The following is a 14,161-nucleotide window of genomic DNA, read 5'->3' on the forward strand; positions in this document are numbered from 1 at the left end:
ACCATGAGTTCAGAGTCTCAATCAGTCTCTCAAACAGAACAAACAAATGAAAAGGCTTATGATTCCTCTAGTATTAAAGTATTACGTGGATTAGACGCGGTTCGTAAACGTCCGGGCATGTATATCGGTGACACCGATGACGGTACCGGTTTGCACCATATGGTGTTTGAGGTGGTGGATAATGCCATCGATGAAGCTTTGGCAGGTCATTGTGACGAGATCCTAGTGACCATTCATGAAGATGAATCAGTCAGTGTCTCGGATAATGGTCGTGGTATTCCAACCGATATTCACCCTGAAGAAGGGGTGTCTGCCGCAGAAGTTATTCTGACCATTCTGCATGCGGGTGGTAAGTTCGATGACAACAGCTATAAAGTGTCAGGCGGTTTACACGGCGTTGGTGTTTCGGTAGTAAATGCGCTCTCTAAGAAATTGCATTTGACCATTCAACGCGCAGGTAAAATCCATGAGCAGGAATATGCACATGGTGATCCGCAATATCCGTTGAAAGTTGTCGGTGAAACTGACCAGTCCGGTACCACCGTGCGTTTCTGGCCAAGTGAATTGACCTTTAGCCAAACCATTTTCAGTGTGGATATTCTGGCACGCCGTTTAAGAGAACTTTCATTCCTGAATGCGGGTGTTCGTATCGTATTGCGTGACGAGCGCGTGAATCTTGAGCACGTTTACGATTATGAAGGCGGTTTATCCGAGTTTGTTAAATATATTAACGAAGGTAAAACCCATCTGAATGATATCTTCCATTTCACCACAGATGCAGATAACGGCATTGGCGTTGAAGTGGCATTGCAGTGGAATGATAGCTATCAAGAGAATGTGCGTTGCTTTACCAACAATATTCCGCAAAAAGATGGCGGTACCCACCTTGCAGGTTTCCGTGCGGCATTGACCCGTGGCTTAAACAGCTACATGGAAAATGAAAGCTTACTGAAAAAAGAAAAAGTGGCCGTGACTGGTGACGATGCACGTGAAGGCTTAACTGCCATCATTTCAGTGAAAGTGCCTGATCCAAAATTCTCTTCACAAACCAAAGAAAAACTGGTGTCGAGTGAAGTGAAACCTGCGGTCGAGCAGGCCATGAACAAAGAGTTCTCGGCTTATCTGCTGGAAAATCCGCAAGCAGCGAAATCGATTGCTGGCAAGATTATTGATGCAGCACGTGCGCGTGATGCCGCTCGTAAAGCGCGTGAAATGACACGCCGTAAGAGCGCATTAGACATCGCTGGTTTACCAGGTAAACTGGCAGACTGTCAGGAAAAAGATCCAGCATTGTCGGAACTGTATCTGGTCGAGGGTGACTCTGCGGGCGGTAGTGCCAAACAAGGTCGTAACCGTAAAATGCAGGCGATTTTACCGTTGAAAGGTAAGATCCTGAACGTTGAACGTGCGCGTTTTGACAAGATGATTTCCAGTCAGGAAGTGGGAACTTTAATTACCGCTTTGGGCTGTGGTATCGGACGTGAAGAATACAATCCGGACAAATTACGTTATCACAAAATCATCATCATGACCGATGCGGACGTGGATGGTTCACATATTCGTACCTTGTTATTGACCTTCTTCTTCCGTCAAATGCCGGAACTGGTTGAGCGTGGCTATATCTATATTGCCCAGCCGCCACTGTACAAATTGAAGAAAGGCAAGCAAGAGCAGTACATCAAAGATAATGATGCGCTTGAAACCTTCCTGATCTCCAATGCGATTGATGAACTTGCATTACATGTGAGCCCTGAAGCGCCTGCGATTAATGGTTCAGCATTGGCCAGTGTGATTGCCGATTATCAGGTATCGCAAAAGAGTTTACAGCGCTTAACGCAACGTTATCCAGCAAGTTTACTGGATGGCTTACTTGAGCTGGATGCTTTTAAAGGCGATCATAATCATGAACGTGACTATGTTGAAGCATGGGCTGAGCAATTACGTGTAGCGATTGAAAAGTTGCAACCAAGCCTGCGTCCTGAAATTAGCTTGGAAGCATTTGAACGTGAAAATGCACAAGGTGAGAAATCAGCGCATTATTGGCCACGTGTGACGGTCTATGTGCATAACTTACCGCATTCTTATTTACTTGATGCCGGTTTGCTCAATTCTGCCGAGTATGCACGTTTGCTGAAGAACTCGAAGAGCTGGTTTAAATTGCTTGAAGAGGGGGCTTATCTGCAAAAAGGTGAGCGTCGTATTCAGGTCAGCAATTTCCACCAGGTGTGGCAGCATATTTTACAAGACTCGCGCCGCGGTATGATGATCCAGCGCTATAAAGGTTTGGGTGAGATGAACGCTGAGCAGCTTTGGGAAACGACCATGGACCCTGAAAACCGTAATATGTTACAGGTGACCATTGATGATGCGATCGAAGCAGATCGTATGTTCTCATGCTTAATGGGCGATGATGTAGAACCACGTCGTGCCTTCATTGAAGAAAATGCATTAAATGCAGATATTGATGCTTAATCAGTTTAGGCATCAATAATATGTAAAAAGCGCTTATCTTTTGCGTTGCTGTAAAAGATAAGCGCTTCACCCTGTAACCAAAACTGGAAGCGGGGTAATGATTAAAATAATAATAATTGCGGTAGCATCCCTCACCAGTATGTCTATTATTCTTCATAAACTGTATAACTATTTGATATATTTATTTTATTTTATTGATGCACTATTGTTTTTTACAGTGATTCTCCCTTTTTTTATTTTTCTTGGCATAAATATTTAGCCTGTCTTTTACGTTTTTTTCTAGGTTCCACGTGAAACCTGACATAAAATAAATGGATTAAAAAAAAAGCAGGAAAGACAAACTTTCCTGCTAAATCATACAATACGGTATTAAAAGGGGATTAACTTTCTACAAAATCACTGACCTGAATTAAGGCATGACCAAACAGGTAACCTGCTGTCACCAGTACGCTGATCCAGAGTAAAGCCCCCAGAATGTTATACATCACAAAATGGGTATAATTCATATTGCTCGAACCTGCTGCCAAAGGTGCGAAAGAACGTGCAAAAGGAATAAAACGAGCCAATAGAATGGTTTTTCCGCCATGTTTCAGGAAAAACACATTGGTTTTTTGTAGATATTCCTGCTTGATAAAGCGTGATTTCATATTGAAAATACGGTCACCAAAATGACGTCCGATATGGTAATTCACCATATAACCCAATGCTGCGGCAAAGAACAGCAGGCTGATCATATAACCCAAATGCATTATTTCAACCACTGAACACAATGCACCGACCGTCAGCAATAAACTATCACCGGGTAAGAAGAACATAAAAACAAAGGCTGTTTCTGAAAAAATAATTAAGAAGAGGATAAAATAGATCCATAAACCATATTCTTGCACCAAAACGGGCAGAATATGCTCAAAATTAAAAATAAAATCTAAAGAATTCATTCAGTTTGTATGATCCAAAATAGAGTACTCACCAAATTAAAGTACAAAAAAAATGTGAAATGAATTTAACCCTCAGGATTCATTCGTCAGTTATAACATTACAACAATGGGAGCTGAGTATATCGAGCCTGAACCCAAAGCTCAATTTTCTACGAAAATTCCAGTTTTACCTTATCTTAAATTATCGACAGAATCATGACATTTTTGATGATATTCATAGTGTTTTTAAGTATCTGCTCACTATGGTTAGGTTTTATCAAAATCATTTTTATTCAGCGTCGAGGCCTGAAAAGATGAGATCCACACCTGTTTCAGTTACAGATATGGATCATTCTTGTTATTCAGCAAATGAGCTTTCCAGTTCTTCCAGCTCCATCATCAATTCTAAAAGCTGTTCCTCAAATTGTTCCAGTTTGGCTTTTAGCTCATTTTGTTCATTCATGAGTTTCATCAAGTCTTCTTTGCGACTTGCTTCGTATAAAGCACTGTCTGCCAGCGCCTGTTCGATGTCTGTCAAGCGGGGCTGTACCTTTTCGATCTGAGCTTCGACTTTTTCAATATTTTTACGAATTGGCCGCGTCATTTCACGGCGGCGTGCCGCTTCTTTACGTTGCGCTTCCTTATCAATCTTCACGGCTGGAGCTTGAGTGGCCACGCTTTGTTGCTGCCCGGCACTTTGTGCATTGATCTGTTGTTGGCGTGCTTCACGTAACCATTTGGCATAGTCTTGCAAATCACCTTCAAATTCGGTGCATTTGCCTGCATGCACCAGCAATAGATCATCACAGACGCTGGCGATCAACTGACGTTCATGCGACACCAGCACCACAGCGCCTTCAAAATCCTGCAGCGCCATAGTCAATGCATGGCGCATATCCAGATCTAAATGGTTAGTCGGTTCATCCAGAATCAGTACGTTCGGACGCTGCCATACGATTAAGGCCAGTGCCAGACGGGCGCGTTCACCACCAGAGAAGCTTTCACACGGGGTGTCCATACGTTCACCGCTAAAGCCAAATCCACCCAGAAAGGCGCGTAACGCAGCTTCACTGATTTTTTTGTCCGCAATACGGGCCAGTTGCAGCATTGGGCTGGCATTGGCATCTAGTGCGTCCATCTGGTGCTGGGCAAAATATCCGATATTTAATAATTCAGAAGCTTTACGTTCACCAGCAAGTAACGGTAAATCCCCGACCAAAGTTTTGATCAGTGTTGATTTACCTGCGCCGTTCATCCCCAGTAAACCGATCCGTGAGCTTGGGGTGATTTGCAGGCGAATCTTTTCGGCAATGATTTTATCGCCGTAACCAATGCTTGCTGCATCTAAACTGAGCAATGGTGAACTCATTTTGGTGGGTTCACGGAAACTAAAGGTAAATGGTGTATCGACATGCGCAGGGGCGAGCTGTTGCATGCGCTCTAGCTGTTTAATGCGGCTTTGTGCCTGACGGGCTTTGGTGGCTTTGGCCTTAAAGCGATCAATAAACTTTTGTAAGTGGGCACGGGTTTCTTGCTGCTTCTCAAAGGCTTGTTGTTGTTGTGCCAAACGTTCGCTGCGGGTGGTTTCAAAGGTTGAGTAATTGCCGGTATACAGCGTCAGTTCCTGATTTTCGATATGCAGAATATGATCAGTAATTGCATCCAAGAAGTCACGGTCATGCGAAATCAGAACCAGTGTTCCTCCATAGGCTTTTAGCCAGTCTTCTAACCACAGGATTGCATCTAAATCCAAGTGGTTGGTCGGTTCGTCCAGTAATAACAGGTCTGAACGACTCATCAAGGTGCGGGCCAGATTTAAACGCATGCGCCAACCCCCAGAGAAACTGGCGACATTTAAACGGATTTGATGATCCAGAAAGCCTAAGCCAGCCATCAATTGTGCTGCTTTAGCGGGGGCGGCATAGCCGTGGATTTCATCAAAACGGCCATGCAGACGGGCAAGCTCATCATTACTGAGCTGATCAGGATGGGCTAATTTTTCTTGAATCTCCCAATATTCCTCATCGCCAGAAAGGACAAAATCAATTGCAGGCATTTCCAGCGCTTTAATTTCTTGCGCCATATGCGCCACGGTCCACACTGCCGGACGGCTTAAATTACCTTCATCTGCACCCAATTCACCTAAAAATGCTGCAAATAAAGTTGATTTACCTGCGCCATTGACACCAGTCAGACCAATTTTCCAGCCAGGATGAAGCTGCATTGAGGCTTTTTGGAACAGGACGCGCCCACCACGGCGTAATGAAACTTGGTCAAATTGGATCATGAGCATGCAAAATAGCGAATAGATAGCTGCATTTTAAGGTGATCACCCATGAATGCAAATTTTATATTGCAGATTAAGGCAGACATCATCATTTCACCCGCTCATCATAAAATAGAGTAAATACTCTATTTTTGTGGTGAAAATCAGATTATGATTTAAAATCTAGGAAAAACAACACATCACATCAAAAAGAGTCAACTAGGACGGGGCAATGAAGAAGGAAATTCTGGCTTTGGGAGCCATGCTGATGCTGGCTATCAATACACAGGCCAGTGCTGCAACTAAGATTTGTGTTTTTGATCTTATGGGGAAATCAGGCGAAGCCTACAAGGCCATGCAAGAATGGGCCTTAGCCGCAAGCACATGGCAGGGTGAAATCAATCTGGTCAGCTATCAGAATGAGGCGATGGCTGAACATGATTTTGAACAAGGTCGTTGCGAGGGCGTGTATATGACTTCCATGCGTGCACGTGCCTATAACAAATTTGCAGGCTCGGTCGATGCGATTGGCGCGGTACCCAGCTATGCCATTGCACAGAAAGCGATTAATTTTGCTTTGGACAAGCGTAACCAGCGCCGTTTAATCAGTCAGGTCGCGAATCAAAGCTATGAAGTGGCAGGGATCTCACAAATTGGTCTGGCCTATATCTTTGTCAAAGACAAAAGAATGAACAGCATTGAACAAATTAGGGGCAAGAAGTTTGCAGTCCTGGGCTATGACGAAGCGCAAAAAATTGTAGTCAGGAGTCTTGGCGGGCAAGCTGTACTTTCGGATATCTCGGATATTGCCAAGAAATTTAATCAAGGGCAGGCCGATATTATGGCAGCGCCAGCCTATGCCTATAAACCCTTGGAAATTTATAAAGGTTTGGGCAATGACGGTGCCATCATTACTTTTCCTGCAGTCAACATGACCATGGATCTGATTATTCGACCTGAAAAATTCACGACCAACTTTGGGCAAAACTCACGACAGTGGTTTCTCAGTCGGCTTAATCGCAATTTTGCTTTAATCCAGCGAATCGAAGCGGAATTACCCGCCAAATATAAAATCAGTCTGGATCAGGAAGATAAAACCCGTTATCAACGCATCTTGCGTGAAGCACGGATTGATCTGACCAAACGTGGAATTTACGATGCCAGCATGATGAACGTATTGAAACGGGCACGTTGTACCGTCGACCGGACTAATTTTGAATGTACCTTAGGTGGAGAATAAATAGTATCCACCCTCTAGTGATGCGTAATCGGGGGCTAACAGCCCTTCTCAAAAAGGAGTTGGCTTAAATTGTCAAACTGTGATCAATAGTGTTAAAAGTCAGGAAAACCCGACGTATGTATATAAAAGCACTATGCTTTTAAACAAAAGCTGACTATATTGATCTGGCACTGATGGAAAATTGTGCAATATAGGGTAGAAAGGGAAAACAAGATGAAAAAAGGACTTTGGGCATTGAGTGCTACGGCGCTCTTGGTCACAGCGACTCCTGCACAGGCAAAACAGGACATTTGCGTATTTGATTTATTGGGTAAGGCTGGGGAGTCTTATAAGCTGGTCGAAGAATGGAAGCTTGCTGCCAAGACCTGGCAAGGGGACGTTGAATTAATTCCTTATCAGGATGAGGAGAAGGCAGAAAAAGATTTTGATGCCGGCAAGTGCGATGGGGTATATATGACCTCGATGCGGGCGCGTAAATACAATAAATTTGCAGGTTCTGTCGATGCTGTCGGGGCAGTCACCAGTAATGCCATTGCACAAAAGGCGATTAGCTATGTGCTGGATAAACGCAATCAGCATCGTTTAACTGCAACAATGAATGGTGAAAAATTCGAAGTTGTCGGCATTATTCAGGTCGGGCTGGCCTACATTTTTGTTCGTGATAAAAAGATCGACACCATAGAAAAGGCCAAAGGCAAGAAATTTGCGTATTTACATTATGATCAGGCACAAAAAGCGATTGTTGAAAGTATTGATCTGGTGGCAGTGCCCTCGGATATCTCTGATTTTGTAAAAAAATTCAATAGCGGGCAGGTCGATGTGATTGCTGCACCTGCCTATGCCTATAAACCTCTAGAAATCAGTAAGGGTCTGGCCAATGGTGCGCTGTTTAATTTCCCTGTGGTCAATATTACCGGTGACCTGATTATTCGCCCGGAAAAATTTCCTGCTGGTTTTGGTCCGCAATCCCGTAAATGGTTTGTCAATAAATTGCCGAGTAACTTTGCCATGGTGCAACGTTTAGAGGCAGGCATGAATGCCAAAAAGATTACCTTGACCAATGAAGATAAAACCCGTTATCAAAAAATGTTGCGTGATGGGCGCATGAATTTAACCAAGCAAGGCGTGTATGATGCGAGTATGATGAATGTACTTAAACGCGCCCGTTGTACGGTAGAACGGACCAATTTTGAGTGTACCCTGAGTGGCGAATAAAACAGGAGAACAACAAGCAATAGATAAATTGATACACAAACTTGGGCATATATAACAAAAATGCCTATTAAAATAATAGAAAGAGATAAAAGAGGGTAAAAAATAAACAATCCAGTCATAAAAATAGAGTAGAAGCTCTATTTTTTTTCAAAAAACATGATTAATATTTGCTTCGAACAAGGAGACAAACATAAAGTTTGTGAAAGGATGAAAAATATGAAAAAAATGGCACTTGCTCTTGCAGCAACTTCGATCTTTGGTGTATCTGCTTCTACTCAAGCAGCAATTGACGTGTGTGTATTCGACTTATTAGGAAAGTCAGGTGAATCATACAAAATGATGCAGGACTGGGCACTCGCAGCGAAAGGCTGGGGCGCTGATGTCAACCTGCTTGCAATCACGGATGAACAGGTTGCGGACAATAACTTTAAAGCGGGTAAATGTGCTGCTGTAGCAATGACAGCAATGCGTGCTCGTCCATATAACAAATTTGCGGGTTCTGTTGACTCGCTTGGTGGTGCGCCAAGTAATGCGGTAGCACAACGTGCAATTACCTATGTTCTTGATGCGCGTAATGCTGCAAAAATGACCACCAATTTAGGTGGTAACAAATACGAAGTTGCGGGTATCTCTCCGCTAGGTGCTGCTTACATTTTCGTACGTGACAAGAGCATTAACTCAATTGAAAAAGCAGCGGGTAAAAAATTCGCGGTATTGGGCTATGACGATGCACAAAAAATCATGGTACAACGCGTAGGCGCGCAAGCGGTTCTTTCTGACATCTCAAACTTCGCTGCGAAATTCAACAATGGTCAGGTTGATATGGTGGGTGCACCTGCTTATGCCTACAAACCATTAGAGTTAAGCAAAGGTTTGGGTACGAATGGTGCAATGTTTAACTTCCCAGTATTACAAGTGACTGCGGATCTTGTGATTCGTCCAGAAAAATTCCCTGCTGGTTTTGGTCAAAAATCTCGTGACTACTTTGTGAAACAATTGCCAAAAGCTTTTGCCATGATCAAGCGTTACGAGTCTGAAATTCCAGCAAAATACAAAATGAACTTAAGTGCTGAAGACAATCTGAAATACCAAAAACTGTTACGTGACGGTCGTATGGATCTTACTAAACGTGGTATTTACGATGCTGGCATGATGTCTGTATTGAAGAAAGCACGTTGTTCGGTAGACAAAGCAAACTTTGAATGTGCATTACCGGGTGAATAATCCCTAATTGCCATAAAGTGTACTTAAAGCCTAGATTCATCTAGGCTTTTTGTTTTTTTACCACTGTCATTTGAGTCATTGTGTTTAGATTAAAAGATCGTAATGATAGAAATATATAAAAACCAGATGGAATCTTGAAAGATCGAAAGCAGATTTGGTCTGGACGATGAAACATGACTGCATAACAACATAGATTTATTTGAAATCTGAATAGGATGGACCAGGATTTTAAATTTGGGTGTGGTGCAACAACAATTAGCATAGATGCAAAGGAACAATAAAATGCAATGGTTTAAAACCTTATTACTTGCAACAGGGATCGCGGCGGCATCTGCGGGTGCTCAGGCCAAACAAACAATTTGTGTATTCGATATCGTCGGCAAAAGCGGTGATGTGTATGCCTTGATGAAAGATTATCAACTGGCTGCAAAAAACTGGGGCGCAGATATTGAGCTTAAAGTGGGCACCAATGAAGCGGTTATTGCTGAAGATTTCAAAGCAGGTAAATGTGATGGGGTCAGTATCACAGGGATGCGTGGTCGTCAGTTTAACCCGTTTACAGGGTCACTGGATGCGATTGGAGCGATTACTGATCTTAAACTCGCCGTGAAAGTCATGCAGGGCCTTGCGAGTCCAACCTTTGCCAAAGCCATGGTCAATGGCAAATATGAAGTAGTGGGGGTGATTCCTGTCGGTGATGCCTACTTATTGGTAAATGACCGTAATATTAATACCGTTGCTAAAGCTGCGGGTAAGAAAATCGCCGTACTGGACTATGATGAAGCACAAAAAATCATGGCTTCACAGGTCGGTGCACAAGCAGTTAGCTCCGATATTACTAACTTTGGCGCTAAATTTAATAACGGACAGGTCGATATCATTGGTGCACCAGCCGCTGCATTTAAACCGTTGGAACTCTATAAGGGTTTAGGCAGCAAAGGTGCAATTGTGAATTATCCAATCTTGCAGGTGACGGGCAACCTGATTATTCATCCTGATAAATTTCCAACAGGCTTTGGCCAAAAATCTCGTGAGTGGGTGAAAGCACAATTACCACGCGCGTTTGGTATTCTGGGCAAAATGAAAGCAGACATTCCTCAAAAATACTGGATGGAAGTGCCTGCCGCAGACAAGCCTGGCTATCAAAAACTGATGCGTGAAGCGCGTATCAATCTGACCGCTAAAGGGATTTATGACAAGCGGATGATGAAATTATTATGGCAATTCCGTTGCCGTGAAGATGCCAAGAATTTTGAATGTGGCTTACAAGACGAAAACTACAAGTAAACTTGTAAAAAGTCATTAAGCGCACTTTAAAACTTCAAATACAGACCCGATATTGAGTATGCTATACTACATATCGGGTCTTTTATTTATGAAAGACGTATTGAAGTCTGAGGAATATCCATCATGAACGCCCAAGCTCTAGAATTGTCAGATAATGCTGCCAACAAAGTTCGCCAACTACGCGAAAGTGAAGGGAATAACGACCTTATGTTACGCGTATATGTAACGGGTGGCGGATGTTCAGGTTTCTCTTATGGCTTTAACTTTGCTGAAAGTGTCAATGAAGATGATGCTGAATTTGTGAATGGCGATGTGAAAATGCTGGTCGATTCACTCAGCTATCAATATCTGGTCGGTTCAGTGGTTGATTATCTGGAAGGACTGGAAGGTTCACGTTTTGTGGTGCAAAACCCGAATGCGACCACGACCTGTGGCTGTGGTTCATCTTTCTCGATTTAATAGATTCTTGTGATAAAAAAAGCTTCTCCAGTTGAGAAGCTTTTTTTATTCTTATACCACGGTGATGGTCCCTAAAATACGATCACCTGATGCACCTGTGACCGCAGGCAGGTTGCCACTTAACTGTTCTACGAAACGCATCGCGAGCCATGCAAACGCTGTTGCTTCTACCCATGTTGGCGCTAAACCCAGCGCATCTGTGGTTTGTACCGACCAGTTATGTTTACGCAAGCGCCAGCGCAACTGTTCAAGTAAATGCGAGTTATACGCTCCACCACCACATACGTAGATTTCGCCTGTCGGCATCGCCTCTTTACTGCGATAAATGGCTTTCTTAATGGCACGTGTGGTCAGTTTCATCAAGGTAGCCTGAACATTTTCTGGCGTATCTTCCAGTTCGTCATAGCCCAGGTCATTGCGCCAGTCACTGAGCTGTTCATCTAGCCATTCCAGATTAAAGTCTTCACGACCCGTACTTTTTGGCGGTTCTTTGGCAAAAAACTCATGGCTTTGCAAACGGTCTAACAGCGAGCGAATCGGATTACCATAGGCCGCCCAGTCGCCATTTTCATCATAAGGATGACCGGTATGACGATGGCACCAGCCATCCATCAAGATATTGGCCGGGCCTGTATCAAAGCCATAAACGCCGTCTGCATTGTTGGCAGGCAACATACTGATATTGGCAATCCCGCCTAAGTTTAGAATCACACGATGAATACTGTCATGCTGAAACAACGCCTGATGGAACGCCGGAACTAAAGGTGCACCTTGCCCGCCAGCAGCCATATCGCGTCGGCGGAAATCTGAAACCACAGGCAGTTGCGTGATTTCAGTGATGATATTCGGATCACCAATTTGCAAGGTAAAGCCATGCTCAGGACGATGACGAATCGTTTGCCCATGTGAGCCGATGGCTTTAATTTGCGTGCGGTCTAAATTATTTTTCTCAATCAGTTGATTGATGCCGTGCCCGATCATTTGTGCCAAAGCGACATCAGCTTTACCCATACGGTCAATTTCATTGTCGTCAGGCAGCGTCAAAGCCATCAATTCATCACGCAATTCAGGCTCAAAAGGCACGGTAAGTGTGGCATGCAGCGTTAAAGGATCGAATGAAGTTACAACAATATCAACACCATCCATGCTCGTGCCTGTCATTACACCAATATAGATCGCGCTCATATACAACTTATCCTGCAAGATGCTGAAAAAATGTTAGTATATCGCACAAATTGAATAACTGATGTGTTTAGGTTTTGTGATGTCAAATTTCTTGCCAGCCGAAGAACAGCTTGCTCTCATTCAACGAGGCACGCACGAGATTATCTCTGAAGAAGATTTACTGAAAAAACTGAAAGAGAATCGTCCTCTCCGTGTAAAAGCAGGCTTTGACCCTACGGCTCCTGATTTACACTTGGGACATACTGTTCTGATCAATAAATTAAAAACCTTTCAGGATTTAGGTCATGAAGTTACTTTCCTGATTGGTGACTATACGGCCATGATCGGTGACCCAACGGGTAAGAGTGCGACGCGTCCGCCGTTGTCACAAGAGCAGGTGATTGCCAATGCAAAAACCTACCAAGAACAAGTTTTTAAAATCCTAGATCCAAATAAAACCAAAGTCCGTTTTAACTCAGAATGGTTTAGTCAAAAAACCGCTGCTGATTTAATCCAGTTGGCAAGCCAGCAAACGGTATCGCGTATGTTAGAACGTGATGATTTCACCAAGCGTTATAACAACCATCAGCCGATTGCGATTCATGAGTTCCTCTACCCATTGGTACAAGGCTATGACTCGATTGCGCTTGAAGCAGACGTCGAATTAGGCGGAACAGATCAGACCTTTAACTTGTTGATGGGCCGTACCTTACAAGGTCGCTATGGTCAAGAATCACAAGTGTGTATCACCGTACCTATTCTTGAAGGTTTAGATGGCGTTAATAAGATGTCTAAATCTTTAGGCAACTATATTGGTGTGTTCGACACGCCAGGCGCGATGTACCAAAAAATCCTGTCGATGCCAGATAGCCTGATTGAGCGCTACTTTGATTTACTCAGCTTTAAATCACTGGATGAAATCAAAGTCTTGCTTGATGAGATGGCTGCGGGTCGTAACCCACAAGAGATCAAACGTATTTTGGCACTTGAGCTGGTGGAACGTTTTCATGATGCAGAAGCGGCAGAAAATGCTCATAAAAGTGCAGGTAACCGTGTAACTGAAGGTGAAGTGCCAGAAGATACCCCTGAAGTAACGATTTCTCGTGGCGAGTTTGGTGGCGAGTTGTTTATTGCAACTATTCTGCGCGTTGCAGGTTTAAACCCGAATGCAGCTGCTGCAAAAGATGCAGTGGGTCGCGGTGCGGTCAAAGTCGACTGGAATGTGGTGGATATGAGCTACTCTGTCAAAGAAAATGTCACTTTAATCATTCAGTCAGGTAAAAAAGCGATTGCACGTGTGACTTTCACCGACTAAATCGAAATAAAAATCATAAAAAGCAGGCCCAGAGCCTGCTTTTTATACGTAAATAGATGATAAAAACAACGAAAACATCAGTTTTGTTGAAAAAAGAAACATGCAAAAGAAAATAATAAAAAACAGGGTTGCATCCGGTCTGAAATACTGTAGAATGCACATCCATCGGCGGTGATGCAGATAAAACTTGTTGAGAAACAAGGGTTTGGCTAAAATGGTTAGATTCTTGAGTTGGTTGATAAGTTTGCTAAATATCTAAATTACCTGTTGACTTTTAAGAAATTGAGAGTAATATAGTCGACCTAGCTTGATGGTGACGAATCATCGAGAAGATCATTAAGAGAATAGAAGAACAACTTGTGTGGATTTTTACTGGTTGATCGATCGAAAATATTTCATTGATTAATTGGTTTAAATTTCTCGAAGTTTATTTGAGCAAATATTAAGTCAGTAATTGATGAGCCAAGATTTGTAGCCATAAGCTACTAATGATTTTAAACTGAAGAGTTTGATCATGGCTCAGATTGAACGCTGGCGGCAGGCTTAACACATGCAAGTCGAGCGGGGGAGGTTGCTTCGGTAACTGACCTAGCGGCGGACGG

The 14,161-nt window shown here is 43.3% G+C and carries 10 protein-coding genes and 1 rRNA gene; 8 read left to right on the plus strand and 3 right to left on the minus strand.

Annotated features, from left to right (window positions below):
• The first annotated feature begins 3 nt into the window (after positions 1-3).
• Positions 4-2,472 (plus strand): DNA topoisomerase (ATP-hydrolyzing) subunit B, encoded by a 2,469-nt coding sequence (gyrB, locus tag ACINWC323_RS18145; RefSeq protein WP_009506206.1) that lies wholly within the window; start codon positions 4-6, stop codon positions 2,470-2,472.
• A gap of 380 nt (positions 2,473-2,852) precedes the next feature.
• Here the strand turns inward: gyrB and ACINWC323_RS18140 are convergent, their stop codons facing one another.
• Positions 2,853-3,410: a VTT domain-containing protein gene (locus ACINWC323_RS18140; RefSeq protein ID WP_005281596.1), complete on the minus strand. Its 558-nt coding sequence runs from the start codon at positions 3,408-3,410 to the stop codon at positions 2,853-2,855.
• 337 nt (positions 3,411-3,747) lie between these two features.
• Positions 3,748-5,676 carry an ATP-binding cassette domain-containing protein gene (locus ACINWC323_RS18135; protein ID WP_009506242.1) on the minus strand — a complete coding sequence of 643 codons (1,929 nt, stop codon included), beginning with the start codon at positions 5,674-5,676 and terminating at the stop codon, positions 3,748-3,750.
• Positions 5,677-5,887: 211 nt separating this feature from the next.
• Here ACINWC323_RS18135 and ACINWC323_RS18130 point away from each other — a divergent pair, with 211 nt between their 5' ends.
• The 5 genes from ACINWC323_RS18130 to erpA all read left to right on the plus strand — a co-directional run bounded on the left by ACINWC323_RS18130 (position 5,888) and on the right by erpA (position 11,080).
• Complete coding sequence (locus tag ACINWC323_RS18130; RefSeq protein WP_009506269.1) at positions 5,888-6,895, plus strand: putative solute-binding protein; 1,008 nt, start codon at positions 5,888-5,890, stop codon at positions 6,893-6,895.
• A gap of 213 nt (positions 6,896-7,108) precedes the next feature.
• Entirely contained in the window at positions 7,109-8,110 is a 1,002-nt protein-coding gene (locus tag ACINWC323_RS18125) for a putative solute-binding protein (RefSeq protein WP_009506228.1), read from the plus strand.
• 216 nt (positions 8,111-8,326) lie between these two features.
• Positions 8,327-9,334: a putative solute-binding protein gene (locus ACINWC323_RS18120; protein ID WP_009506251.1), complete on the plus strand. Its 1,008-nt coding sequence runs from the start codon at positions 8,327-8,329 to the stop codon at positions 9,332-9,334.
• A gap of 282 nt (positions 9,335-9,616) precedes the next feature.
• Positions 9,617-10,621, plus strand: a complete 1,005-nt coding sequence (locus tag ACINWC323_RS18115) for a putative solute-binding protein (protein WP_005281613.1) — start codon at positions 9,617-9,619, stop codon at positions 10,619-10,621.
• A gap of 123 nt (positions 10,622-10,744) precedes the next feature.
• The gene (erpA, locus tag ACINWC323_RS0118595; RefSeq protein ID WP_005281616.1) at positions 10,745-11,080 is read left to right on the plus strand and encodes an iron-sulfur cluster insertion protein ErpA; all 336 of its coding nucleotides are present in this window, start codon (positions 10,745-10,747) and stop codon (positions 11,078-11,080) included.
• A gap of 51 nt (positions 11,081-11,131) precedes the next feature.
• Here the strand turns inward: erpA and ACINWC323_RS18110 are convergent, their stop codons facing one another.
• Complete coding sequence (locus tag ACINWC323_RS18110; RefSeq protein WP_009506221.1) at positions 11,132-12,265, minus strand: anhydro-N-acetylmuramic acid kinase; 1,134 nt, start codon at positions 12,263-12,265, stop codon at positions 11,132-11,134.
• 61 nt (positions 12,266-12,326) lie between these two features.
• Between ACINWC323_RS18110 and tyrS the strand changes: the two genes are divergently transcribed.
• Positions 12,327-13,559, plus strand: a complete 1,233-nt coding sequence (gene tyrS / locus ACINWC323_RS18105) for a tyrosine--tRNA ligase (RefSeq protein ID WP_009506246.1) — start codon at positions 12,327-12,329, stop codon at positions 13,557-13,559.
• 496 nt (positions 13,560-14,055) lie between these two features.
• Positions 14,056-14,161, plus strand: a 16S ribosomal RNA gene (locus ACINWC323_RS0118600); the annotation flags it as partial.

Origin of the sequence: Acinetobacter sp. WC-323 (genome assembly GCF_000314615.1) — a bacterium.
In the GTDB taxonomy this organism is placed as follows: Bacteria; Pseudomonadota; Gammaproteobacteria; order Pseudomonadales; family Moraxellaceae; genus Acinetobacter; species Acinetobacter courvalinii.

Excerpts from the sequence above, each read along its gene's own strand:
- gyrB (WP_009506206.1), top strand. The coding sequence starts at position 4 with ATGAGTTCAGAGTCTCAATCAGTCTCTCAAACAGAACAAACAAATGAA.
- ACINWC323_RS18140 (WP_005281596.1), bottom strand. The coding sequence starts at position 3,410 with ATGAATTCTTTAGATTTTATTTTTAATTTTGAGCATATTCTGCCCGTT.
- ACINWC323_RS18135 (WP_009506242.1), bottom strand. The coding sequence starts at position 5,676 with ATGATCCAATTTGACCAAGTTTCATTACGCCGTGGTGGGCGCGTCCTG.
- ACINWC323_RS18130 (WP_009506269.1), top strand. The coding sequence starts at position 5,888 with ATGAAGAAGGAAATTCTGGCTTTGGGAGCCATGCTGATGCTGGCTATC.
- ACINWC323_RS18125 (WP_009506228.1), top strand. The coding sequence starts at position 7,109 with ATGAAAAAAGGACTTTGGGCATTGAGTGCTACGGCGCTCTTGGTCACA.
- ACINWC323_RS18120 (WP_009506251.1), top strand. The coding sequence starts at position 8,327 with ATGAAAAAAATGGCACTTGCTCTTGCAGCAACTTCGATCTTTGGTGTA.
- ACINWC323_RS18115 (WP_005281613.1), top strand. The coding sequence starts at position 9,617 with ATGCAATGGTTTAAAACCTTATTACTTGCAACAGGGATCGCGGCGGCA.
- erpA (WP_005281616.1), top strand. The coding sequence starts at position 10,745 with ATGAACGCCCAAGCTCTAGAATTGTCAGATAATGCTGCCAACAAAGTT.
- ACINWC323_RS18110 (WP_009506221.1), bottom strand. The coding sequence starts at position 12,265 with ATGAGCGCGATCTATATTGGTGTAATGACAGGCACGAGCATGGATGGT.
- tyrS (WP_009506246.1), top strand. The coding sequence starts at position 12,327 with ATGTGTTTAGGTTTTGTGATGTCAAATTTCTTGCCAGCCGAAGAACAG.